This is a genomic window from Hydrogenophaga sp., from assembly GCF_030651625.1.
Lineage (GTDB): Bacteria > Pseudomonadota > Gammaproteobacteria > Burkholderiales > Burkholderiaceae_C > Hydrogenophaga.
Genome location: NZ_JAUSCF010000022.1, coordinates 111,828 through 135,405 on the forward strand (window position 1 = coordinate 111,828; position 23,578 = coordinate 135,405).

General features: G+C 62.2%; 18 protein-coding genes. 7 read left to right on the forward strand and 11 right to left on the reverse strand.

What is annotated here, in order from left to right; all coding sequences use genetic code 11:
• Positions 1–38 precede the first annotated feature (38 nt).
• Positions 39–818 (forward strand): peptidylprolyl isomerase, encoded by a 780-nt coding sequence (locus tag Q7V46_RS08475; RefSeq protein ID WP_304913093.1) that lies wholly within the window; start codon positions 39–41, stop codon positions 816–818.
• Positions 819–1,031: 213 nt separating this feature from the next.
• Positions 1,032–2,432, forward strand: a complete 1,401-nt coding sequence (locus tag Q7V46_RS08480; protein ID WP_304913094.1) for an aspartate aminotransferase family protein — start codon at positions 1,032–1,034, stop codon at positions 2,430–2,432.
• A 10-nt stretch (positions 2,433–2,442) separates the two neighbouring features.
• On the opposite strand, the gene Q7V46_RS08485 is transcribed toward Q7V46_RS08480, so the two are convergent.
• The 3 genes from Q7V46_RS08485 to Q7V46_RS08495 are packed head-to-tail and all read right to left on the reverse strand — an operon-like array spanning position 2,443 to position 5,576.
• The gene (locus Q7V46_RS08485; RefSeq protein WP_304913095.1) at positions 2,443–3,207 is read right to left on the reverse strand and encodes a DUF1624 domain-containing protein; all 765 of its coding nucleotides are present in this window, start codon (positions 3,205–3,207) and stop codon (positions 2,443–2,445) included.
• Between the two features lie 13 nt (positions 3,208–3,220).
• Positions 3,221–4,777 (reverse strand): hypothetical protein, encoded by a 1,557-nt coding sequence (locus tag Q7V46_RS08490; protein WP_304913096.1) that lies wholly within the window; start codon positions 4,775–4,777, stop codon positions 3,221–3,223.
• A 43-nt stretch (positions 4,778–4,820) separates the two neighbouring features.
• Complete coding sequence (locus tag Q7V46_RS08495) at positions 4,821–5,576, reverse strand: alpha/beta fold hydrolase (RefSeq protein ID WP_304913097.1); 756 nt, start codon at positions 5,574–5,576, stop codon at positions 4,821–4,823.
• A 58-nt stretch (positions 5,577–5,634) separates the two neighbouring features.
• On the opposite strand from Q7V46_RS08495, the gene Q7V46_RS08500 reads away from it, so the two are divergent.
• On the forward strand, positions 5,635–7,605 hold the full coding sequence (locus Q7V46_RS08500) for a U32 family peptidase (protein WP_304913394.1): 1,971 nt from the start codon (positions 5,635–5,637) through the stop codon (positions 7,603–7,605).
• Positions 7,606–7,656: 51 nt separating this feature from the next.
• Here Q7V46_RS08500 and Q7V46_RS08505 read toward each other — a convergent pair whose 3' ends face one another.
• The 6 genes from Q7V46_RS08505 to Q7V46_RS08530 form a co-directional block, all read right to left on the reverse strand.
• Positions 7,657–8,196, reverse strand: coding sequence for a hemerythrin domain-containing protein (locus tag Q7V46_RS08505; protein WP_304913098.1), 540 nt, complete (start codon positions 8,194–8,196; stop codon positions 7,657–7,659).
• 114 nt (positions 8,197–8,310) lie between these two features.
• The gene (locus tag Q7V46_RS08510; RefSeq protein WP_304913099.1) at positions 8,311–9,273 is read right to left on the reverse strand and encodes a DUF808 domain-containing protein; all 963 of its coding nucleotides are present in this window, start codon (positions 9,271–9,273) and stop codon (positions 8,311–8,313) included.
• 71 nt (positions 9,274–9,344) lie between these two features.
• Positions 9,345–13,394 (reverse strand): phosphoribosylformylglycinamidine synthase, encoded by a 4,050-nt coding sequence (purL, locus tag Q7V46_RS08515; protein WP_304913100.1) that lies wholly within the window; start codon positions 13,392–13,394, stop codon positions 9,345–9,347.
• 75 nt (positions 13,395–13,469) lie between these two features.
• Complete coding sequence (folP, locus tag Q7V46_RS08520) at positions 13,470–14,315, reverse strand: dihydropteroate synthase (RefSeq protein ID WP_304913101.1); 846 nt, start codon at positions 14,313–14,315, stop codon at positions 13,470–13,472.
• A gap of 68 nt (positions 14,316–14,383) precedes the next feature.
• The gene (ftsH, locus tag Q7V46_RS08525; RefSeq protein WP_304913102.1) at positions 14,384–16,297 is read right to left on the reverse strand and encodes an ATP-dependent zinc metalloprotease FtsH; all 1,914 of its coding nucleotides are present in this window, start codon (positions 16,295–16,297) and stop codon (positions 14,384–14,386) included.
• 171 nt (positions 16,298–16,468) lie between these two features.
• A complete protein-coding gene (locus Q7V46_RS08530; protein WP_304913395.1) occupies positions 16,469–17,137 on the reverse strand; it encodes an RlmE family RNA methyltransferase in 669 nt (222 codons plus the stop codon).
• Positions 17,138–17,180: 43 nt separating this feature from the next.
• Here Q7V46_RS08530 and Q7V46_RS08535 point away from each other — a divergent pair, with 43 nt between their 5' ends.
• The 3 genes from Q7V46_RS08535 to Q7V46_RS08545 all read left to right on the forward strand — a co-directional run bounded on the left by Q7V46_RS08535 (position 17,181) and on the right by Q7V46_RS08545 (position 20,555).
• A complete protein-coding gene (locus Q7V46_RS08535; protein WP_304913103.1) occupies positions 17,181–17,651 on the forward strand; it encodes a YhbY family RNA-binding protein in 471 nt (156 codons plus the stop codon).
• Between the two features lie 70 nt (positions 17,652–17,721).
• A complete protein-coding gene (locus Q7V46_RS08540) occupies positions 17,722–19,815 on the forward strand; it encodes a M3 family metallopeptidase (protein ID WP_304913104.1) in 2,094 nt (697 codons plus the stop codon).
• Between the two features lie 53 nt (positions 19,816–19,868).
• A complete protein-coding gene (locus Q7V46_RS08545; protein WP_370690307.1) occupies positions 19,869–20,555 on the forward strand; it encodes a glutaredoxin family protein in 687 nt (228 codons plus the stop codon).
• A gap of 36 nt (positions 20,556–20,591) precedes the next feature.
• Here the strand turns inward: Q7V46_RS08545 and rpiA are convergent, their stop codons facing one another.
• The gene (rpiA, locus tag Q7V46_RS08550) at positions 20,592–21,263 is read right to left on the reverse strand and encodes a ribose-5-phosphate isomerase RpiA (protein ID WP_304913105.1); all 672 of its coding nucleotides are present in this window, start codon (positions 21,261–21,263) and stop codon (positions 20,592–20,594) included.
• A gap of 40 nt (positions 21,264–21,303) precedes the next feature.
• Between rpiA and Q7V46_RS08555 the strand changes: the two genes are divergently transcribed.
• Positions 21,304–22,392, forward strand: coding sequence for a quinone-dependent dihydroorotate dehydrogenase (locus Q7V46_RS08555; protein ID WP_304913106.1), 1,089 nt, complete (start codon positions 21,304–21,306; stop codon positions 22,390–22,392).
• Here the strand turns inward: Q7V46_RS08555 and Q7V46_RS08560 are convergent, their stop codons facing one another.
• Positions 22,393–23,499 carry an NAD(P)/FAD-dependent oxidoreductase gene (locus Q7V46_RS08560; protein ID WP_304913107.1) on the reverse strand — a complete coding sequence of 369 codons (1,107 nt, stop codon included), beginning with the start codon at positions 23,497–23,499 and terminating at the stop codon, positions 22,393–22,395.
• Between the last annotated feature and the right edge of the window lie 79 nt (positions 23,500–23,578).

The following is a 23,578-nucleotide window of genomic DNA, read 5'->3' on the forward strand; positions in this document are numbered from 1 at the left end:
ACGTGCTCAAATTCCATTTTTTCGAACCGAGGAATTCCATGAAAATCTCAATGTCGGCCCTGACAGTGGCTGTGATCATCGCGGCGTCACCCTGGGCCGCCGCACAAAACGTGGCCATCGTGAACGGCAAGGCCGTGCCCACCGCGCGGGTCGATGCCCTGGCGCAGCAGATTGAGGCCTCCGGACGTCCAATCAACGACGAAGTGCGTGCGCAGATCAAGGAAGAAGTGATCCTGCGAGAAATCTTCATGCAGGAAGCTCAGAAGCGGGGCATTGCCGCTACCGAGGAATACAAGACCCAGATGGAGCTGGCGCGCCAGACCATCATGATCAGGGCCCTGTTTGCCGACTACCAGGCCAAGAACCCGGTGTCTGTGGCCGACATGCAGGCCGAATACAACAAATTCAAGGCGGCCAACAGCGGCAAGGAATACCGAGCCCGTCACATCCTGGTCGAGAAGGAAGACGAGGCCAAGGCCATCGTCAAATCCATCAAGGGCGGTGCCAAGTTTGAGGACATCGCAAAAAAGCAGTCCAAGGATCCTGGATCCGGTGCCAACGGTGGAGACCTGGACTGGGCAGCGGCCGCCAGCTACGTGACAGAGTTTTCCGAGGCCATGGTCAAACTCGACAAGGGTCAGATGACCGAAGTGCCAGTCAAGAGCCAGTTTGGCTGGCACGTCATCCGGGTGGACGACATCCGAGAAGCCCAGTTGCCAGCTTTTGAAGAGGTCAAGCCGCAGATCGAGCAACAGATGACCCAGCAGAAGATGGCCGAATTCCAGCAGTCGCTGCGAGACAAAGCCAAGGTGGAATAAGGAACTCTGCTTTCGGCGCAGTTGCCCCATTGGAGCGCGCCGCATCAGCAACCCAGGCGGCTTCGGCCGCCTTTTTTTCGCCTCTGCATCTCCAAATGCAATATGCCGAAATGACACCCGCGACCAGGCCTCCATTGGCCTCCCCATCGACACCGTCGTCTGGTTCAATGCCCCAACATCGATTCATCCCTTTTTGCCCACGGGAGATTCCTTTTGCCCGCGAACCAACCTGCTACGCCGTCTCCGAATGGCCGAGAACGCCTGGACTGGCCCCGCGCCCAGTCCTTCCTGGCGCGTGAGCGCGCGATGTATGCAGCGCGCAATCCGCGTTCGGCAGCGCTGGCGGCACAGGCCGACGCGCACCTGCTGTTCGGTGTGCCCCTGCACTGGATGCGCGACTGGGGCACCCCTTTCCCTCTGCAAGTGGCGCACGCCAGCGGCGCCCACGTGGTCGACGAAGATGGTCACACACTGGTGGATTTCTGCCTGGGTGACACGGGCGCCATGTTCGGCCACTCACCGTTGCCTGTGCAGCTGGCCTTGCAACAGCAGGCCACGCGGGGGTTCACCACCATGCTGTCGACCGAAGACGCCTCCGTGGTGGCGAAAGCGCTGAGCGAACGCTTCCGCCTGCCCTACTGGCAATTTGCGCTGAGCGCGACCGATGCCAACCGCTACATCGTGCGCTGGATACGCGCTGCGACCGGGCGCAAGAAACTGCTGGTGTTCAACGGTTGTTACCACGGCACCATCGAAGACGTGTTCGTCGATCTGGTGGATGGACAAGCCGTCCAGCGCGACAGTCTGCTGGGCCAGGTGCACAACCTGCTGGAACACACGGTGGTGATCGAATTCAACGACCTGCCGGCGCTGGAGGCTGCCTTGCAAGCTGGTGATGTGGCCTGTGTGCTGGCAGAGCCGGCCATGACCAACATCGGCATGGTGCTGCCCTCACCCGGCTATTGGCTGGCGGCTCAGGCGCTGATACGGCAGCAAGGTGCTCTGCTGGTGATGGACGAAACCCACACCATCAGCACCGGTGCAGGCGGCTACTGCCAGGTGCATGGCCTTGAGCCCGACGCCCTGGTGCTGGGCAAGCCGGTGGGCGGCGGCGTGCCCTGCGCCGTCTACGGCATGAGCGCCGAACTGGCCCGCCGTGCAGTGCACGCCAAGGCAGACGCACCGCCCGGGCACAGCGGCATCGGCACCACGCTCACCGGCAACATGCTGTCCATGGCGGCGATGCGGGCGACCCTCACCGAGGTGATGACGCCCGCCGCCTACGCCCACATGCTGCCCCTGGCCCACCAACTGGCCGAGGGCATTCGGCACATCCTGGCCGAGCGTCAACTCCCCTGGTGCGTGACGGAACTGGGTGCCCGGGTGGAATTCCAGTTCTGCTCCGCACCCCCGCACAACGGCAGCGAAGCCGGTGCCAGGCTGGACGCGGAGCTGGAACACCTGATCCACCTGGGGCTGCTCAACCGGGGCGTGCTGATCACGCCGTTCCACAACATGATGCTGGTGTGTCCGCAGACCACAGTTGCCGACGTGGATCGGCTGCTGGCAGCGCTGGCGTCGGTGCTCGACGATGTCGTGCTGCAGACGACCTGAGCCTATTCGCTCAACGCACCAGGTAAACGGCCAGCCCAATCAGGCCGATCATCACTGGCTGATGCAGCAGATAGTAGCTCAGGCTCCATCGACCCAGCATGGCCAGACCGCGCGACACCCCACCAGCGGGCGCTGCCCCCGATCCCAGCCAGCCAGGGCGGTGGCGCAGCACCCACTGCCCTGCAGCCACACCCCACCAGAGCACGCCCAGCCAGGGCAGCAGGGGCACATAGTCTTCGGTAATCGGCTTGCGGCTGATGAAGCCCAGCCAGTTCAAGCCGCGCGAGTTCAACACCTCCAGCACCGGCCATTGCGCAATGACGGTGGCTGCCAGCCACGGCAAGCAGACGGCCAAGGCGCCCAGCGGCCAAAGCCAGCGACCCCAGCCCACCGTGAGACGCGCCAGCACCAGCATCACCGCGATGCCGTGCAACACACCAAAATAGATGAAGCTTTTGGGGAACATGAGCAGCGAGCCGGCGGTGACCAGCAGCGCGGCAGCCGCCACCTGAGTCCAGCGCCGCCAGAAGCGCGGCCAGCCCTGCCCCTGGCTGCTGGCCACTGCCTGAGAGAGCCCTGCCGTGAACAGAAACAGGCTCACGATCAGTGTGCGCTGCCAGGTCCAGAACGGGTCACGGTAGAAGTTCTCGTGGATCAGTCCGAAATGGTTGAGGTCGAAACTGAAATGAAACACCGTCATCCACAGCATGGCCACGGCGCGCAGCTGGTCGATGCGGTCGAGCCGGTGCTGGGGGTGAGCCACAGGCATGATCATGCGGGCGCGTTCACTATCTGCCGAAAAGGCGCTGAAACACCGAAGGCCCACTGCCTGGCAGACACAGCAACCCCCAGTCCGGCCGCTCTGCGAGCCTCGTATGTGCTGCAGCGTGTTCGTGGCTGGCGGCCTTCCGGATCCAGTGGGCAGAGGCCAGGTCGACCTCTGCGTGGCGGGCCGGGTCGATCACCACCCGGGGCAGCAACACCACCGCATCGTGGGCAGATGCCATGTTGCCACCTTGCGCACCCAGCAGGTGCCAGCCCAGCGCCTGGGCATCGTTGCGCGCCACGCTGGCAAAACCGTCCGTGTGGGCAGACCCCATGCAATGGGCGGCGCTGGCAAGCCCGAGCGAGGCACCCAGTTTGCAATGCGCAAGCAGGCTTGCGAAATCCCCTTGCGTCAAACCCAGACCCCCAAGCACGTGCGCCTCCACGATTTGCTTCATGGCCCAGTCGCTGCCGATGACCATGGCCGAAAAGGCAGTCTCGTAAGCCTCCTTGTTCCGCCCCTGCTGACGCAGCGCCCAGGATTTGCGCTCAAGAGCCGCTTTGTGATGCGGATGAAGCGCGAGAATGCGGTCGGCCAATGCCACCATGACCGGCCAGTTGTTCACTCGATTTTCAGCATCGAGCCAGCCAGTCAGATTGGCCAGCGTGGGCGCCATCTTCACCCTCGCTTCCCAGTAGGGCCGCCAGGTCAGTGGGTTGGGGTCTCTTCCCGTGGGTCGAATGTGTTCGTCCAGCGCCTGCTCCAGCGAGCGGCGGTGTGGCTGCGGTAGTGCCAGCTTGTCCGCCAGGGCCCTGAGCCGGGCGAACCGCTGATCGCGAATCTCCCGCTCCTGAGGCCCGCCTGCGTGACTGGCCGCGCGCAGGTACAGCCACTCATCATGAGGAGCGTATTCGATCAGTGCCAGGTAGCGGTCCCAGGCCGATTGGCGCTGGGCGCCGTCAAGCAGGAAGCGGGCCGGCAGGTCGACCTCGCGAGCCGCCATGCCGTAGAAGCCGCCTTGCGCCATCAACGCGTCCACCAGCGGCAGCGCTTGTTGCACCCGGTTGCGGGGTCGGTGGTAGTAGCCCCCCGCGCGCTCAGGCGCGTACCGGTCCCGGTGCACTTCATAGGCCGCGTGCACCCAGGCTGCTGCCAGCATGAGCTGGGCCGCCTGCGACGCGGGGTTGCGCGCGTGCCAGGTCTGCAGCGGGTGCAGCATGGACAAGCCCCGGCCTTCGAGCACATCCAGGCTGCGGACCATCGCCCGCATCTGCTCGGTCCGGTCCTGCATGGCGGCGATGCCGTCCCAGTGCGCCTGCACGCCATTGAAGTCGCCACGCACCAGTTGTGAAGCCATGCGGTAGGCCCCCAGGTAGTGCCGCTCGATCAGTGGGGTGGGAAGGCGCGACAGGTCCACCGGGGGTGGTGAAGGCAAGGTCACACCAAAGGTTTCCAGCTCCCAATCGCGGTCACCCTTTTCACAGGTGGCCTGCTGTGCGTTTAAGACGGGGTGGACAGACAGCAGGGCCAGACACAGCGATGCCGCACCCCATGCGCGGCCAAAAACGAACGGGCTCAAATGCAATCCTCCGAGACTGGTTTCTTGGGTTTCTTGGATGTATTCAGGCAGACGGTGAGGCCCGCAAGCTCAGCAGTTGCTCAGCCAGTTCCTCCGGCTGGCTCACCATGGGATCGTGTCCGGTGGCCATCTCCAGCACCTGCCAGCCCGGATCGCTGCGCACCCGCTGGCGGGCAGGTGCAATGGTGGCCAGTGCCGGTTGGTTGCAGTCGATGAAGGTACGTGGAATCTGTGCCACCAGTGCTCCATCGAAGTCCAGCGGTTGCTGGTAAAGCCTGAACGGCTGCGGCGTCTGGCGGCGGTTGACCCAATCGCGGTCGGCACCGGCCAGACCAAAGAGGGCCGCGTCGGGCGGGGGGAAACTCAGACCGTCGCTGGCCTTCGACGCCTCGATGCGTGCCTGGCGGGTCTCATCCGAATGGTGACTGCTCCAGCTGTCGCCAGGGTACGGCACGGCCGCATCCAGGTAAACCAAGCGGGTCAGCAGGCCGGGCCGTAGCCGTTGCATGCGGTCCGCCACGCCAGTGATCACCATGCCGGCGTAGCTGTGCCCGACCAGCAGCACCCGCTCCAGTTCCTCTGCCTCGATGAGACCGATCACGTCCTGAATGTGTGTGTGCAGATCGACCGCAGGGCTCAGCAGGTGCGCCCGTTCGCCCACGCCTGTCAGCGTCACGGCATGTGCCTGCACACCGCCGGAGCGCAGCAGCGGCAATACCCGGCGCCAGCACCAGGCCCCATGCCAGGCACCGTGGACCAGCACCACGGCGATGGTGGGTGGTGAAGAAGCTGCATTCATGTTGATTCTCCAGGACAATATCGGGCTGCATTCGCACCCGATTCTGCACCGACCCGCCATGCTGCCTCATCACATCGAACTGCTCTCGCCTGCCCGCGACGCCGACATCGGCATCGAGGCGGTGAATCATGGGGCCGACGCGGTCTATATCGGCGGTCCGTCTTTCGGCGCCCGCACCAGCGCCGACAACCGGGTGCAGGACATCGCCCGTCTGGCGCGGCACGCCCACCGCTTTGGCAGCCGCATCTACGTCACCCTGAACACCATCCTGCGCGACGACGAGCTGGAACCAGCGCGCAAGCTGGCCTGGCAACTGTTTGATGCGGGTGCAGACGCGCTCATCGTCCAGGACATGGGCTTGCTGGAGCTGGACCTGCCGCCCATCCAGTTGCATGCCAGCACACAGACCGATATCCGCACCCCCGAGAAAGCCCGCTTCCTGCAAGATGCCGGCCTTTCGAAGCTGGTGCTGGCACGAGAACTCACGCTGCAGCAGATCAAGGCCATCCACCAGGCCCTCGATGCCGAACGCTGCATCGTGGAGTTTTTCATCCATGGCGCGCTGTGCGTGGCCTACAGCGGCCAGTGTTTCATCAGCCATGCACACACCGGGCGCAGCGCGAACCGCGGCGACTGTTCCCAGGCCTGTCGGCTGCCTTACGAGGTCAAGGACAGCCAGGGCCGCATCGTCGCTCACGACAAGCACGTGCTCTCGATGAAGGACAACAACCAGAGCGACAACCTGCGCTCGCTGATCGACGCCGGCGCCCGCAGTTTCAAGATCGAAGGCCGCTACAAAGACATGGCCTACGTCAAGAACATCACGGCCCACTACCGCCTGCTGCTGGACGAAATTCTGGAAGAGCGACCGGAACTGGCTCGCGCCTCCAGCGGCCATTGCACTTTCTTCTTCCAGCCCGATCCCCACCAGAATTTCAACCGCGAATTCACCGACTACTTTGTGCAAGGGCGCAAAGAAGACATTGGCGCCTTTGACACGCCCAAGAACCCGGGCCGTCCCATCGGCTGGGTCACACAGGTGGGGGCGCACTCGGTGGATCTGCAACTCGACGACGCCGCCACGGTGGTGCACAACGGCGATGGCCTGTGCTATCTGGATCTGCAGAAAGAACTGGTGGGCCTGCAGATCAACCGCGCAGACGCCATTGATGCCGCCAGGGGCCAGTGGCGCGTGTTCCCGAAAGATCCGATCGCCAGCTTCAAGGACTTGCGCAAGAACACCCAGGTCAACCGCAATCGCGACATGGACTGGGTGCGCAGCCTGGAGAAAAAATCTTCTGAACGGCGCATTGGCACATGGATCAAGCTCACGGAAGAGGCTGACGCGCTGACCCTGAACCTGACGGATGAAGACGGTCACAGCGGCAGCGCCACCCTGCCCGGCACACCCGCAGAAGCCAAGGACCCGGCGCAGGCCGAGGCCAGGCTGCGCGAAGCGCTGGGGCGCCTGGGCGAAACCATCTTCGCACCCATCGACATCCACCTCGACATGTGGGGCCCACGGTTCGTGCCGGCTTCGCAGCTCAACGCACTGCGACGCGAGGCCATCGACGCGCTGGAGGCCGCACGTGCCGAAGCCTGGCAGCGCCTGCCCCGAGCCCTGCCGGTCGAACCGCCGGTGCCGTACCCTGAAGACACGCTGAGCTACCTGGCCAATGTCTACAACCAAAAGGCGCGCGACTTCTATTCAAAACACGGTGTCAAGGTCATCGCAGCGGCCTACGAGAGCCATGAAGAAGAAGGTGAAGTCAGCCTGATGATCACCAAACACTGCGTGCGCTTTTCACTGAGTCTGTGTCCCAAGCAAGCCAAGGGCGTGACAGGGGTTCAGGGCACGGTGCGCGCCGAGCCGATGCAGCTGATCAATGGAAAGGAAAAACTGACTCTGCGCTTTGACTGCAAGCCCTGCGAAATGCACGTGGTGGGCAAAATCAAGCGCAGCGTGGTGAACGCGGTGCCCACCAGCCCGGTCAAGTTTTACCGGACCCGGCCCGTTGCACCGCACTGACCAGCCCGTGCCTCGGTTCCGGCGGTCCGCAATGGGCGAAAAACCGCCTGCTCAGATGTAGGCGTTGACCGGCTTGACGTGCCGCATGTGCAGGCTCAGTCCCAGGGCCGCCATGTGGTTGCTGTTGCGACTCAAGATCTTCTCTGACAGTGGCAAAAACTCGGTTTCTTCATAGTGGGCGTGCGCCTGGTACTCGGTGACCAGTCGCTGCAGATCGCTCACATCCAGCTCCGACGACTGCCCCTTGACCACTTGTTTGAGGCCTTTTTCGAGGCTTTTCCAGAGCTTTTCGACCGACCGGTGTTCGTCGGTCAGGCGCTTGGCCATGGCCTTGACCTTCAACTGCTCCTCTCCCGGCTCCGCACTGGCCAGTACGGCGGGAAACAGCTCGCGCTCTTCTTCCAGGTGGTGCTCAAAAATGGCCTCGCGAAAGAACTCCAGCGATTGCTCGGCGATCTGCCGCGCCCGGGCAGCAGGCTCCAGCAGGGCGGGAAGTTCATCGAGTGCCTTGAGGCGCTGGATGATGCCCACATGGCAGTTGTTGAAGTTGTTCAGAGGATGTTGGGTGTCAACGGGTGACTGGGCAGACATGATTCGCTCCTGAAAGGCACATTTTTCGCGGGCACTGGATGCGGATGCTCAGCACACCCATGAAGAACCGTCGCTCCAGTCTAGGCCCTGCGGCCCGCAACACCTTGACTCAGGTCAATGGCTGGCGCCACGCATGCGCTGGAAACCAGTAACGAACATCACCACCACAGCACCGGCCACAATGCCTGCCGCGCCACCGGCCACGCTGTTGAGCAAGGCCCCCATCCAGCCCATGTCCGCAACCCAGAGTTCGACCACGTGGCCCAAGGCAGGCACGCCGTGAAGCAGGATGCCACCCCCCACAAGGAACATGGCAGCCGTACCCAGCACCGAAAGCGTCTTCATCAGCCAGGGCGCCATGGCCAGAATACCCCGCCCCATTGCCTGCTGCCAGCCAGCCTTGCGCTGCACAAGGTACAGCCCTGCATCGTCCAGTTTGACGATACCGGCCACAAGGCCGTAGACCCCTACAGTCATGATCAGGGAAATGCCCACCAGCACCGAGATGCGCTGTGCGAAGCTGGCGGCGGCCACCGTGCCGAGGGTGATGACAATGATCTCAGCAGAGAGAATGAAATCGGTGCGCACTGCGCCCTTGATTTTCTCCTTCTCAAAAGCCGCCATGTCCACCTGCTCATCGGCCAATGCGCGTGCCAGTTTTGTGTGGCGCGCGACCTCCTCTTCCTTTGAGTGCATGAAGGCGTGCAGCAGCTTCTCTGCCCCCTCAAAACACAGGAACAGACCACCCAGCATGAGCAGTGGCGTGATCAACCAGGGCACAAAAGCGCTGATGGCCAACGCAGCCGGCACCAGAATGGCCTTGTTCACCATGGAGCCCTTGGCGACCGCCCAGACCACCGGCAGCTCCCGGTTGGCCGTCACGCCAGTGACTTGCTGGGCATTGAGTGCCAAGTCGTCCCCCAGCACACCGGCCGTCTTCTTCGCGGCCATTTTCGTCATCAGCGCCACATCGTCGGCAGCGGTCATGCCCTGGCGGGCAGCCACCTTGGTCATCACGGCCACATCGTCGAGCAGCGTGGCGATGTCGTCAATCAGGGCAAGCAGGCTGGTGGCCATGGGCGTGAACCGCGATGCGGTTTCAAAGGAGCGGCTGCGATGCTAGCAGATCGCACCCGCCTCCAATGAGGCTATCGCACCCACTTGCGCGCGTTGCGCCAGATCCGCATCCAGGGGCTGAAGGCCGCCGGATCACCGCTGGTCCAGCTCATCTGGATGTTGCGGAACACCCGTTCAGGATGCGGCATCATGGCGGTGAAGCGGCCGTCGGCGGTGGTCACGGCAGTCAAGCCAGCGGGGCTGCCGTTCGGATTGAACGGGTAGCGCTCGGTAGGCGCTCCGCTGTTATCCACGAAACGCATCGCTGCCATGGCTTTGGCCTCATTGCCACGGTAGGCAAAATTGGCGAACCCCTCGCCGTGCGCCACCGCAATGGGCAGCCGGCTTCCCGCCATGCCCTGCAGAAACACGCTGGGCGAGTCGAGCACTTCCACCATCGACAAACGGGCTTCGAACCGTTCGCTCTGGTTGGTGGTGAACCGCGGCCATGCTTCTGCACCGGGGATGATGTCTGCCAGCTCGGCAAACATCTGGCAACCGTTGCAAACGCCCAGACCGAAGGTGTCTGGCCGCTCAAAAAAACCCTTGAACTGGTCGGCCAGCGCCGGGTTGAAGGTGATGCTGCGGGCCCAGCCAATGCCGGCTCCGAGCGTGTCGCCATAGCTGAAGCCGCCACATGCGACCACGCCCTTGAAATCCGCCAGTTGCGCGCGACCGCTTTGCAGGTCGGTCATGTGCACATCGAAGGCCTCAAATCCGGCCTGCGAGAACGCGTAGGCCATCTCGACATGCGAGTTCACGCCCTGCTCGCGCAGAATGGCCACTCGGGGCCGCGACAGGTTCAGGAACGGGGCCGCCACGTCCTCGGCCGGATCAAACGTGAGCGCAACGTGCAGCCCTGGATCGTCCGGCTGACCAGCCGCAGCATGCTCCGAGTCGGCGCACGCAGGGTTGTCGCGTTGCTGGTTGATGCGCCAGCTCACGCTGTCCCAGACCTGATGCAGGTCTTGCAGGCTGGCACTGAATACCGCCTTGGTGTCGCGCCAGACCTGCAACTGTCCCTTGCCGGCATCCATGATCGAGGACAGCGGACGGGTCTTGCCGATGAAATGACTGTGCTTGGAAAGTCCGTGCTCGCGCAGCACCTGCATGACCTCGTTGCGATGCGCTGTTTCGACCTGCAGCACCACCCCCAGCTCTTCGCTGAACAAGGCCTTGAGGGTGAGTTCTTCGCGACGGGCGCTGACCTGCCCTGCCCAGTTTTTCGCGTCGCCATGGTCGGCCCGGCTGTCACTGATGCCGTCGCCTTCGGTCACCAGCATGTCAACGTTGAGTGACACGCCCACATGGCCCGCGAAGGCCATCTCTGCCACCGTGCTGATCAGACCACCATCGCTGCGATCGTGGTAGGCCAGCACCCACCCCTTCGAACGCAGCGCATTGACGGCATTCACCAGATTCACCAGGTCCTGCGGGTCGTCAAGGTCCGGCACGGTATCGCCGAACTGGCCGAGCACCTGCCCGAGGATGCTGCCACCCATGCGGTTCTGGCCTTTGCCCAGATCGATAAGGACCAGTGTGGTGTCTTCGAGGTCGCTGTTCAACACCGGTGTGAGCGTGCCCCGCACGTCGGCCAGGGTGGCGAAGCCGCTGACGATCAGGCTCACAGGCGAAGTCACCTTGTGCGACGCGCCGTCGTGCTGCCACTGGGTGCGCATGGAAAGGCTGTCTTTGCCCACCGGAATGGAGACGCCGAGGGCCGGACAAAGCTCGATGCCCACGGCACGCACGGTGGCATACAGATCGGCATCTTCGCCGGGCTCGCCGCAGGCGGCCATCCAGTTGGCCGACAGCTTCACGCGTGACAACTCGATGGGTGCCGCCAGCAGGTTGGTGATGGCCTCGGCCACCGCCATGCGGCCCGATGCCGGTGCATTCAGCGCCGCCAGTGGTGTGCGCTCACCCATGCTCATGGCTTCACCTGCAAAGCCCGAGAAATCGGCCAATGTCACGGCGCAATCGGCCACGGGAACCTGCCATGGCCCCACCATCTGGTCGCGGTGAGAAAGCCCGCCCACGGTCCGGTCGCCGATGGTGATCAGAAACCGCTTCGACGCCACCGTGGGATGGCTGAGCACGTCGATGACCGCCTGCTGAAGATCTATCCCTGTCAGGTCCATGGGAATCGCCTCACGAGCCACCGACTTCACATCGCGGTGCATCTTGGGTGGCTTGCCCAGCAACACATCCATGGGCATGTCGACTGCAGCTCCCACGCTCCCCACTTGGTGTGGTTCGCTGCCCCCCAAACGCGCAGCGTCTTCGTTGCCCACGAACAGGTGCCGCTCTTCGGTGGCCACGCCCACCACAGAGAAGGGGCAGCGTTCACGTTCGCAAAATGCTTGAAACTGCGCCAGCGACTCCGGCGCAATGGCCAGCACATAGCGCTCCTGGCTTTCGTTGCACCAGATCTCCTTGGGCGCAAGACCCGACTCCTCGAGCGGCACGGCCCGCAGGTCGAAACGCGCGCCGCGCCCGGCATCGTTGGTCAGTTCAGGGAACGCATTCGACAGACCACCGGCACCCACGTCGTGGATGAACAGAATCGGGTTGTCCGCACCCTGGGCCGAACAATGGTTGATCACCTCTTGAGCGCGTCGCTCGATCTCGGGATTCCCCCGCTGAACGGAATCGAAGTCCAGCGAGGCTGCATTGGTGCCGCTGGCCATCGAACTGGCAGCACCGCCACCCATACCGATCTTCATGCCCGGGCCACCGAGCTGGATCAACAGGCTGCCAGCAGGAAAGTCGATCTTCTTCGTCAACTGGGCATCGATCACGCCCAGGCCCCCAGCGATCATGATGGGCTTGTGGTAGCCCCGACTCACGCCGTCCACCGTCTGCTCGTATTCGCGGAAGTAGCCCAGGAGGTTAGGCCTGCCGAACTCGTTGTTGAAAGCCGCGCCGCCCAGAGGGCCCTCGGTCATGATCTGCAGGGGGCTGGCGATGTGCTCCGGTTTTCCTCCGGGCTGGTCGCTTGCGCCACCCCAGAGTTTGGACACGGTGAAACCTGTCAGACCCGCCTTGGGCCTGGAGCCACGCCCGGTGGCGCCTTCGTCCCGTATCTCGCCGCCCGCGCCTGTGGCTGCCCCGGGAAAGGGTGAAATGGCGGTGGGGTGGTTGTGCGTCTCCACCTTCATCAGCACATGGTGAACGGCCGCCTCGGCGGTGTAGGCAGGCGCTTCATTGGTGCCCGCACGGGCCACAAAACGCTCGACCGCACTGCCCTCCATGATGGAGGCGTTGTCTGAATACGCCACGATGGTGTACTGCGGATTCGTCTGGTGCGTGTGGCGGATCACGCCGAACAGGCTCTTGTCCTGGGCCACGCCGTCCACGGTGAATTCGGCGTTGAAAATCTTGTGCCTGCAGTGTTCGCTGTTCGCCTGGGCGAACATCATCAGCTCAACGTCGGTGGGGTTGCGCTTCAGCCCGTGAAAGGCATTCACCAGGTAATCGATCTCGTCATCTGCCAGCGCCAGCCCCCATGCAAGGTTCGCGGCTTCCAAAGCAGCCCTGCCACCAGCGAGCACGTCCACATGTTCCATGGGCGCAGGATGCAGTTCCGTGAACAGGGCTTCCGCCTGTTTTCGTTCGGTGGTGACCGCCTCGGTCATGCGGTCGTGCAGCAGGTCGGCCACGGCGAGGAGTTGCTCCTCGGTGAGTCGCCCTTTGCCCAGTAGGCCCGTCTTGAGGTGTATGCGGTACTCCACCAGGCGCTCCACCCGCTTCACCGCCAGCCCACAGTTGTGCGCGATGTCGGTCGCCTTGGAGGCCCAGGGTGAGACGGTGCCGAGTCGGGGCATCACCAGGACGACCGCAGCACCCGCTTTTTCGGCCAACACGTGTGCCTCTGCACATGGATCGCCATAAGTCAGCAATTCCCCCAGGCGCTCCAGCGTTGAATCGCTTGGCGGATCGGAAAACGAGGCCAGGTGCACAAAACGTGCTGTAAGGCCGGTGATCTTGTCTGAAATACCCTGCAATCGGGGCAGGAGTTGCTGGACTTTGAAGGCGCTGATGGCATTGCCGCCATCGAAGAAACACAGGGGCAAGGTCACGATGGGGGCCTATGGACTGAGTGATCCCGTCGGGGAAAGAAACGGTGAATTTTATCTCTGTGCATTGAGCGCGCCTCAAGCCTCGGCGGTGGCTGCTGCCTGCACCGCCTGCCAGACCTTCAGGGCATCAACCGTCTGTAGCACGTCGTGAACGCGCACGATGCGAGCACCTCGCTCGACCGCCATCAGCGCCGCCGCGACACTGGCTGACACGCGATCCGCAGGGCGTTCGCGGCCCGTCACCGCGCCCAGAGATGACTTGCGCGACCATGCCCCCAACAAGGGAAAGCCCAGCTTCAACAACCTTTGCTGCTGCGCCAGCAGGCTGAAGTTCTGGTCCACCGTTTTTCCAAAACCGACCCCAGGATCCAGAACAATCCGCTGCCGGACCACGCCGAGAGTCAACAAGGCATCCGCACGATCGCGCAGGAAATGGGCCACTGGGCCCACCACACCACCGGTCATGGGTGCCACCTGCATGGTCTGCGGGTCGCGATGCATATGCATCAGGCACACACCACAGCGTGCATGGTCCGCCACAGCCTGGAGTGCACCTGGCTGGCGAAGCGCCCACACGTCGTTGATCACGTCGGCGCCTGCATCTAGCACCGCGCGCATCACTTCGGGTTTGTAGGTGTCGACCGAAATCGGAACGCCCAGCCGCACAGCCGCCTTCACCACAGGTAGCACACGATGCAGTTCATCCTCCAGCGAAACCGCGGGTGAGCCGGGCCGGGTGGATTCGCCGCCAATGTCCAGCATGTGCGACCCCTCGTCCAGGAGCCGCTCGCACAGTTTCAGTGCCGTGGCCGTGGTGGTGTACAGACCCCCATCCGAAAAGGAATCAGGCGTCACATTGACGATACCCATCACCTTGGGCGTCGTGAGGTCGACATCGAATCGCGTGGTTTGCCAATGCATGGTGCTGCCCCAAAAGCAAACGGGGCCGAAGCCCCGTTTGAGATCACGAAAACGTCGACACCGAGTGCTCAAGCCACCGTCGGCGCTGGGTCGGGTGCAACCGGAGGCGTACCGTTTCCACCACCGCCCACCGAAGGATTTCGGGGCGTCCAGTCCTTGGGAGGACGTGGCGGCTTGCCGGCCATGATGTCATCGATCTGTTCGGCATCGATGGTTTCCCACTCGAGCAAGGCCTTGGCCATGGCGTGCATCTTGTCGCTGTTGCTTTCGATCAGGTCGCGAGCCAACTTGTACTGCGCGTCGATGATGCGGCGAACCTCGGCATCCACCTTTTGCATGGTCGACTCGCTCATGTTGGTGGTCTTGGTCACCGAACGGCCCAGGAAGACCTCACCCTCGTTCTCTGCGTAAACCATCGGGCCCAGCGCATCTGTCATGCCGTAGCGCATCACCATGTCGCGGGCAATCGTGGTGGCGCGCTCGAAGTCGTTGCTGGCACCCGTCGTCATCTGGTTCATGAACACTTCTTCAGCGATGCGTCCACCAAACAGCATGCTGATCTGGTTCAGCATGTAGTCCTTGTCGTAGCTGTATCTGTCCTGAGCCGGCAAGCTCATGGTCACACCCAGCGCACGGCCGCGCGGAATGATGGTCACCTTGTGGACCGGATCGCACTTGGGCAGCAGCTTGCCGATCAGGGCATGACCGGACTCGTGGTATGCGGTGTTGCGGCGTTCCTCTTCCGGCATGACCATGCTCTTGCGCTCGGGGCCCATGAAGATCTTGTCCTTGGCCTTCTCGAAGTCCTGCATTTCCACCACACGGGCATTGCGGCGGGCGGCCATCAGCGCCGCTTCGTTGCACAGGTTAGCCAGGTCGGCGCCGCTCATGCCCGGTGTGCCGCGCGCGATCACGCTCGGGTTCACGTCGGTACCGAGGGGCACCTTGCGCATGTGCACGTTCAAAATCTGCTCGCGGCCGCGAATGTCGGGCAGCGTGACATACACCTGCCGGTCAAAACGACCTGGGCGCAGCAAGGCCGCATCCAGAATGTCGGGGCGGTTGGTGGCTGCGACCACGATCACACCCAGGTTGGTCTCGAATCCATCCATCTCGACCAGCATCTGGTTCAAGGTCTGCTCGCGCTCGTCGTTACCACCACCCAGGCCAGCGCCACGTTGGCGACCCACCGCATCGATTTCGTCGATGAAGATGATGCATGGTGCGTTCTTCTTGGCGTTTTCAAACATGTCGCGAACTCGGGCCGCGCCCACGCCCACAAACATTTCCACAAAGTCAGAACCCGAGATGCTGAAAAACGGCACTTTGGCTTCGCCAGCAATGCCCTTGGCCAACAAGGTCTTGCCGGTACCCGGAGGCCCAACCAGCAACAACCCGCGGGGAATGCGGCCTCCCAGCTTCTGAAATTTGGCCGGGTCCTTCAGGAAGTCGACCACTTCCTTCACTTCTTCCTTGGCCTCGTCACAGCCGGCAACATCCGCAAATGTGACCGTGTTGTTGTTTTCGTCGAGCATTCTGGCCTTGCTCTTGCCAAAACTGAAAGCGCCACCCTTGCCGCCGCCCTGCATTTGCCGCATGAAATAGATCCACACACCAATCAGGAGCAGCATGGGGCCCCAGCTGACCAGCAGCGTCATCAGAAGCGAGCCTTCTTCACGAGGGCGCACGTCAAATTTCACGTTGTAGTTGATCAGGTCACCGACCAGACCACGATCCAGCGAAGTGGCCGTGGTGCGCACGCGACGATCATCCTGGGTGATGGCGATGATCTCGGTGCCGCCTTGACCCTCCTGAATCGTGGCGCTCTTGATGCGTTGACCCTTCACCTCTTCGATGAACTCGGAATAGCCCATGTAGCCTGCGCTGGCGACCGCCCGGCCATCGAACTGCTTGAAGACGGTGAAAAGCACCATGGCGATGACCATCCACACGGCGATTTTCGAGAACCACTGGTTATTCAAGTGCAGCTCCTGGCAAAAAGGAATTCAGAGATTTGCATGTTGAGCCCATTTTAGGACTTTCAAGCAGCAATGCCCTTGATATATGACTTGGCAATGTCAATGAAGGGGTTAGGAAATGTTTTGTAGGCCGTTCGCGTGGTTGCAACGCAACCGGCGCAAGAACCAAAAGGGCTATGCTGGTTTCAGACCCATACCGACCAAAAAGGTTTCAGAAGACTTGTCGCGCGATGCTTTCGGCTTGAAAGTCTTGACGACCTTGAAGCGCTGTCGAAACAGCGCGACCATGGGATCGTAGGCCCCGCCATGGAACAGTTTGACCACCAGTGCGCCATCGGACTTGAGATGACGCACGGAAAAATCCACCGCCAACTCCACCAGATCGGTGATGCGTGCGGCATCTGCCGAGCCAATTCCAGAAAGGTTGGGCGCCATGTCGGAGACCACCACATCCACCGCCTGGACGCCCTTTTCAATCAGCGCCCCTTCAAGTTCGGCCAAAACACTCCCCTCGCGAAAGTCACCCATGATGAATTGCACGCCCTCAACCGGATCCATGGGAAGCATGTCGAGGGCAATGATGTGACCGTGCAGTTCCCCGACGGCCGCCCCACTCGGGCTCAGGCGCCGGCGGATGTATTGGCTCCAGGCCCCTGGCGCGGAACCCAGATCCACCACGCAATCACCCGGCTCGATCAATCCCAGCGTTTCGTCAATCTCTTTGAGCTTGTATGCCGCGCGGGCACGGTAACCATCTTTTTTGGCCAGGCGCACGTAAGGATCGTTGACATGTTGATTCAGCCACGCCTTGTTGACCTTCTTGCTCTGCGACTTGACTTTCATTCCCATGGGGACACTCTCGGGCTGACTAAACGATAATTGTCCCATGCCCCAGATCACACTCACCCCCGCCCAGCGCAAACTTCACCGTGCCGACGCACATCATCTCGACCCGGTCGTGCTCGTTGGAGGCGACGGTCTCAGCCCTGCGGTCAAGAAAGAAGTCGACGCCGCTCTGACCGCTCATGGCCTTATCAAGGTGCGTGTGTTCAGCGATGACAGAGCCGCCAGAGAAGCCATGCTGCAAACATTGACCGACGAACTCAATGCCGCACCCATCCAGCACATTGGCAAGTTGCTGGTGTTGTGGCGCGAGATGCCCGAGAAAGTCAGAGCGGTCGACGAAGACCGCAAGCCAGGACCTCGGGACGTGAAGGTGCTGAAATTCAGCAAGCGAGGCGGGCAGCGGCCAGAGGTGAAAGTGGTCAGAGTGCTGGGGAATCAGCGCCTCACCCCAGGCGGCCAGGTCAAGCGGGCCAAGGTCGTCAAGAAGAGCATCAAGAAGTCGGCGCAATAGGCGCTGGTTTTCTGTCGAGGTCAAACCCCGCTGTCTTGAACTTACGACCCAGCGCCCTATCTGAGCCTGCATGAACGCCAACACCGCCACACTGGACCGAAATCCCCTGCTGGGCTCGCCTGACCTGCCCAGGTTCGACGCCATCACACCGGAGTGTGTGGGGCCCGCCATCGATCAGCTGATTCAGCAGGCGAGCGAGGCACTGGAAACAGTGACGGAAGCGTCCTTTCCTGCCAAGTGGGCACTGCTGTCAAGGACGCTTGACGTACCCGCTGAGCGTCTGTCTCGGGCCTGGGGTGCAGTGAGCCATCTCAACAGCGTCGCCGATTCCCCCGAGCTGAGGGCCGCCTACAACGCGTCCCTGCCCAAAGTGACCGAATTCTGGACACGTCTGGGGGCGGACGAACGCCTGTACGCCAAGTACAAGGCCATGGACCCCAGTGCCTTGACGTCGGAACAGGCACAGGCACACAAGAACGCCATGCGGGGATTTGTACTGGGTGGCGCAGACCTGGTAGGGGAAGCCAAGACACGGTTTGCCTGGCTGCAGGAACGACAGGCGGAACTGGCTCAGAAGTTCAGCGAAAACGCCCTGGATGCCACCGACGCATTCGCTTATTTTGCAACCGCAGAGGAAATGGCCGGTGTGCCGGGCGATGTGGTTCAAGCAACCGCTTCGGCGGCAGTGGCAGAGGGCAAGTCGGGCCACAAACTCACGCTGAAGATGCCTTGCTATCTTCCCGTCATGCAGTTCGCTCACAGCGGCAAGCTGCGTGAAACGCTGTACCGGGCCTACGTCACCCGGGCCAGCGACCAGGCGCCGGGCGACGCGATCAGGTTTGACAACGGCGCCATCATGGGCGAGCTCTTGAAACTGAGACACGAAGAAGCACAACTGCTGGGTTACAGACACCATGCTGATGTTTCACTGGTGCCCAAGATGGCCGAATCGCCTGAACAGGTGATCGCCTTCCTGCGCGACCTGGCGGTGAAGTCCCGCCCCTTTGCAGAGAAGGACCTGGCTGACCTCCGCGCCTTTGCCGCTGCTGAGCTCGGCCTTGACGATCCTCAGGCATGGGACTGGCCGTACATCGGCGAAAAGCTCAAGGAAGCCCGCTACGCCTTCAGCGAACAGGAAGTCAAGCCGTATTTCACGGCTCCAAAAGTCCTGGGAGGCTTGTTCCAGATCGTCGAGACCTTGTTTGAAGTGGCCATCCGGCCTGATTCCGCACCGGTCTGGAACGATGGCGTGGCTTTCTACCGCATCGAACGCAAGACCGCCGAAGGGACACAGCTGGTTGGTCAGTTCTACCTGGACCCATCGGCACGCACAGGCAAACGCGGCGGCGCCTGGATGGACGATGTGCGGGCCCGCTGGCTGCGCCCCGATACGGGGGCCCTGCAGACACCAGTGGCACACCTTGTGTGCAATTTCGCTGAGGGCGTGGCAGAAAACGGCATCGTGCGCCCGCCTTTGTTGACGCACGATGACGTGATCACCCTGTTCCATGAGTTCGGGCACGGTCTGCACCACATGCTCACGCAGGTCAATGAACGCGACGTCTCTGGTATCAGTGGCGTTGAATGGGATGCGGTGGAACTGCCGAGCCAGTTCATGGAAAACTTCTGCTGGGAATGGGATGTGCTCAAGCACATGACCGCCCACGTAGACACCGGCGAGGCATTGCCTCGTGCGCTTTTTGACAAGATGCTGGCAGCAAAGAACTACCAGAGCGGACTGCAAACCCTGCGCCAGGTGGAGTTCTCGTTGTTCGACATGCTTCTGCACAGCCTGCCGGAGCCCGCCACCACCCCTGAAGCCATTCTGGCCTTGCAGCAGAAGGTCAGAGAAGAAGTGGCCGTGCTGAACCCTCCCCCTTACAGCCGCACGCCAAACACCTTCAGCCATATCTTTGCCGGCGGATATTCTGCCGGCTACTACAGCTACAAGTGGGCCGAAGTGCTGTCTGCCGATGCCTACGCCGCGTTTGAAGAAGCTGCCAAGGCCAACGGTCGCAGCACCCTGGATGTGGCCACCGGGCGACGCTACCGGCAAGCCATTCTGGAAGCGGGAGGCAGTCGCCCGGCCATGGAATCCTTCAAGGCATTCCGTGGCAGGGAACCCAGCATTGAAGCGTTGATGCGCCACCAGGGCATGGCATGATTGCTGACAGGGGGTTTTCAGAGAACCCTCGGCAACCGATTCAAGGAGCTGAGATGAACGTCGTCCCTTTTTCGTCGCAACATGCTTCCGCGTCGGCACCCGCTTGGTGCAAGCGAGCTGCAGGCGTGCTGTTGGTCATGGCCATGGCGCCGGCGCTCGCGCAGGGCGTGTACCGGATCGTTGGTCCGGATGGCCGCGTGACGTTCTCAGACCAGCCACCTGCCGCAGACGCTGCACCTCGCACCCCAACGGCAGCAGCGCCGTCGACCACTGGCAACGCTCAGTTGCCCTTTGCGCTGAGACAGGTGGTCACTCGATATCCGGTCACTCTTTACACAAGTGCAGATTGCGCCCCTTGCAACAGTGGGCGCAATCTGCTCAATGCCAGGGGTATTCCGTATGCCGAGAAGACCATCACGACCAACAACGACGCCGACGCCCTGAAACGGCTGAGCGGTGACGCATCGTTGCCGTTCCTGACCATTGGCAGCCAGCACATCAAAGGCTATTCGGACACCGAATGGACGCAGTTTTTGAATGCCGCGGGGTACCCCGCTCAGTCTGCCTTGCCAGCGGGCTACCGCCGGCCAGACCCCAGCCCGCTGGTGAGCGCCCAGGCGGCAACCCCTGCCGCTGGTGACAGAACGGCTACACCCTCTGCCAATGGCCAACCCCCGAGCCCTGAGCCAGCCGTCCCGGTTGCCCCCCCGGTGAGCAGCCCATCCGGTATCCGGTTCTGAACTGGCGAGGTCGATCCGACGCCCTGCGGTCGCGCGTCACAGTTCCAGTGTTTTCACACCAGATGCGGTGCCCAGCAGACACACCCCGGCCTTCTGGTAGGCAAACACCCCCACCGTGACCACACCGGGCCACTGACTCACTTCGGCCTCGAAGGCCAGCGGATCTGCAATGTGCAAACCGGTCACGTCCAGAATGAACTGGCCGTTGTCTGTCACCAGGGGTACCCCGTCCTTGAGCCGAATGGCAGCCTGACCGCCCTTCGCTGCAAACTGGCGCTTCAGGCGTTCTGCGGCCATCGGAATCACTTCGACAGGCAGCGGAAACGCGCCCAGGACTTTCACGAGTTTGGATTCGTCCGCGATGCAGACAAACAGCCGTGACTGCGCGGCAACGATTTTTTCTCGTGTCAGGGCAGCGCCACCGCCCTTGACCATGTGGCCACGCTCGTCAATTTCATCGGCGCCATCGATGTAGACGGCCAGTTCGCCGACATCGTTCGCTTCGAACACCGGAATGCCCAAGGACTTGAGGCGGGCCGTTGTCGCCTCTGAACTGGAGACAGCGCCAGGAATGCGATCGCGCATGCTGGCCAGCGCGTCAATGAACTTGTTGACGGTTGAGCCCGTGCCCACCCCGACGATTTCACCTGGCTCAACGTACTTCAGGGCCGCCTGGCCGACCAGGGTTTTGAGTTCATCTTGGGTCATTTGAGACAATCGAGCTAAAGACTAAACCATCGATTATCCAATGTCCCTGCTGCCCTACGCCCTCGCACGTCCCGTCCTGTTCGGCATGGACCCTGAAGCGGCACACGAGCTGACGCTCGGCGCCATCGCCAGATTTCAACACTCACCTCTGACCTGTCTCTACGGTGAGGATCGCGTGGATGATCCAGTCTCTCTGGCCGGCCTCACGTTCCCCAACCGGGTTGGACTTGCAGCTGGTCTGGACAAGAACGCCCGCTGCATTGACGGGCTTGCTGCCATGGGTTTCGGTTTTGTGGAAGTGGGAACGGTCACGCCGAAAGCGCAGCCGGGCAATGCCAAACCGCGCATGTTCCGGTTGCCTGCAGCCCACGCGCTGATCAACCGCCTGGGCTTCAACAACGAAGGGCTGGAGGTGTTTCTGGCCAATGTGCAGCGCGCACGCTTTAGAAAGACCCGCGCAGAGCACCCCATGTTGCTGGGGTTGAACATCGGCAAGAACGCCAGCACACCGATCGAGCGGGCGACGGATGACTACCTGATCTGCCTGGATGCGGTGTATCCGCACGCCGACTACGTCACCGTCAACATTTCGAGTCCCAACACCCAGAACCTGCGCAGCCTGCAAAGTGATCAGGTACTCGACAGCTTGCTGGGGGCTGTCATGGAACGGCGGGAGTATCTGGCCCAGCGCCTCGAGCGTCGCACCCCTGTGTTCCTGAAAATTGCCCCGGACCTCGACGCCACCCAGATCGAGATCATCGCAAAGACGCTGCTCCGGTACGGCGCAGACAGCTCGGGCACGCCCAACAACGCACTCGGCGTCATTGCCACCAACACCACATTGAACAAGGAGGCGGTGGCCCACCTGCCTCATGGCGCCGAAACGGGTGGATTGTCTGGTGCCCCGGTGCTGGCAGCCAGCAATCAGGTGATCCGGCAACTGCGCGCCGGGCTGGGAAAGGCCTTTCCCATCATCGGCGTGGGTGGCATCCTGAGCGGCGAAGATGCTGTGAGCAAGATCGACGCAGGTGCCGACGTGGTCCAGATCTACACTGGATTGATCTACAAAGGCGCGGCACTGGTGAGGGAATCGGCGCTGGCGATCAAGGCATGCAAGCCGAGCCTTTGATCACGCCAGATGGGTCACATGCTCGGCAAGGGCCATGCAGCTGGTGAGGCCGGGCGACTCAATGCCGAACAGGTTGATCAGGCCCGGCACCCCGTGTGTTTCGGGACCCTGAATCAAAAAATCGGCGGCCGGCTGCCCTGGCCCGCTGATCTTGGGTCGCATGCCCGCATAGCCGGGATGCAGTGCGCCGTCAGGCAAGCCGGGCCAGTACTTTCTGACTTCGACGTAAAAGCGCTCGCCCTGCGCAGCGTCCACGTCCAGATCATCGGCCGACGTCGTCCATTGCACGTCGGGGCCAAACTTGGCCTGTCCTCCAAGGTCGATGGTCAGGTGCACGCCGAGACCGGCCAGGTGGCGATCGGGCTCTGGCGCCGGGTAGATCAGTTGTTTGAAGGGCGAGCGCCCCTCCAGGGTGAAGTAACTTCCCTTGGCGTACCAGGCGCCTGGCACAAACGATGCCGGTAACCCGTGCGTCTGCAGCGCAAGGTTCCAGCCGCCCAAACCGGCGGAATTGATCACGCAATTCGCCCGCAGGAGGGTGCCGTCCGCGCAACCGACCTCCAAGCCTCCATCGAGAGCGCGCAGACCGGACACCGGCGTGTGGCAAACGACCAGTCCACCTTTGTGTTCAAGATCGCCTTGGAAGGCGAGCATGAGGCTGTGACTGTCGATGATGCCGGTGGAAGGCGACTTCACGGCGCCCATGCACGCCAGACTGGGCTCCAGCGCCATGGCCTCCTCGCGGGAAATCACCACCAGGTCGTCCACTCCATTGATGGCGCCCTGCCTCACAAGATCAGGCAAGGCCATGCGCTGCGAATCTGTCAGGGCAACAATCAGCTTCCCGCATTGCTGATGGGGAATACGCCGCTCCTGGCAATAACGGTAGAGCATCTGCTTGCCTTGAACGCACAGCCTGGCTTTCAGGGAGCCCGGCAGATAGTAGATGCCAGCGTGAATGACTTCGCTGTTGCGCGAACTCGTTCCCATGCCGATGCCTGCTTCGCGCTCCAGCACCAGCACCTCGCGTCCACGCAAAGCAAAAGCCCGGGCAATGGCCAGCCCGACCACGCCCGCACCCACCACGACCACATCCACCTGTTCCACACACGCTCCGTTCAATACCGACTTTCGGTCGGGATGCCGCCACTGCGCACCCTCGGACGCAGGCGTCCATCGAAATTTT

Bases quoted from the DNA above. Each gene is read 5' to 3' on its own strand.
- Q7V46_RS08475 (WP_304913093.1), top strand. From the start codon at position 39: ATGAAAATCTCAATGTCGGCCCTGACAGTGGCTGTGATCATCGCGGCG.
- Q7V46_RS08485 (WP_304913095.1), bottom strand. From the start codon at position 3,207: ATGATCATGCCTGTGGCTCACCCCCAGCACCGGCTCGACCGCATCGAC.
- Q7V46_RS08495 (WP_304913097.1), bottom strand. From the start codon at position 5,576: ATGAATGCAGCTTCTTCACCACCCACCATCGCCGTGGTGCTGGTCCAC.
- Q7V46_RS08500 (WP_304913394.1), top strand. From the start codon at position 5,635: ATGCTGCCTCATCACATCGAACTGCTCTCGCCTGCCCGCGACGCCGAC.
- Q7V46_RS08505 (WP_304913098.1), bottom strand. From the start codon at position 8,196: ATGTCTGCCCAGTCACCCGTTGACACCCAACATCCTCTGAACAACTTC.
- Q7V46_RS08510 (WP_304913099.1), bottom strand. From the start codon at position 9,273: ATGGCCACCAGCCTGCTTGCCCTGATTGACGACATCGCCACGCTGCTC.
- folP (WP_304913101.1), bottom strand. From the start codon at position 14,315: ATGCATTGGCAAACCACGCGATTCGATGTCGACCTCACGACGCCCAAG.
- Q7V46_RS08530 (WP_304913395.1), bottom strand. From the start codon at position 17,137: ATGAAAGTCAAGTCGCAGAGCAAGAAGGTCAACAAGGCGTGGCTGAAT.
- Q7V46_RS08535 (WP_304913103.1), top strand. From the start codon at position 17,181: ATGCCCCAGATCACACTCACCCCCGCCCAGCGCAAACTTCACCGTGCC.
- Q7V46_RS08540 (WP_304913104.1), top strand. From the start codon at position 17,722: ATGAACGCCAACACCGCCACACTGGACCGAAATCCCCTGCTGGGCTCG.
- Q7V46_RS08545 (WP_370690307.1), top strand. From the start codon at position 19,869: ATGAACGTCGTCCCTTTTTCGTCGCAACATGCTTCCGCGTCGGCACCC.
- rpiA (WP_304913105.1), bottom strand. From the start codon at position 21,263: ATGACCCAAGATGAACTCAAAACCCTGGTCGGCCAGGCGGCCCTGAAG.
- Q7V46_RS08555 (WP_304913106.1), top strand. From the start codon at position 21,304: ATGTCCCTGCTGCCCTACGCCCTCGCACGTCCCGTCCTGTTCGGCATG.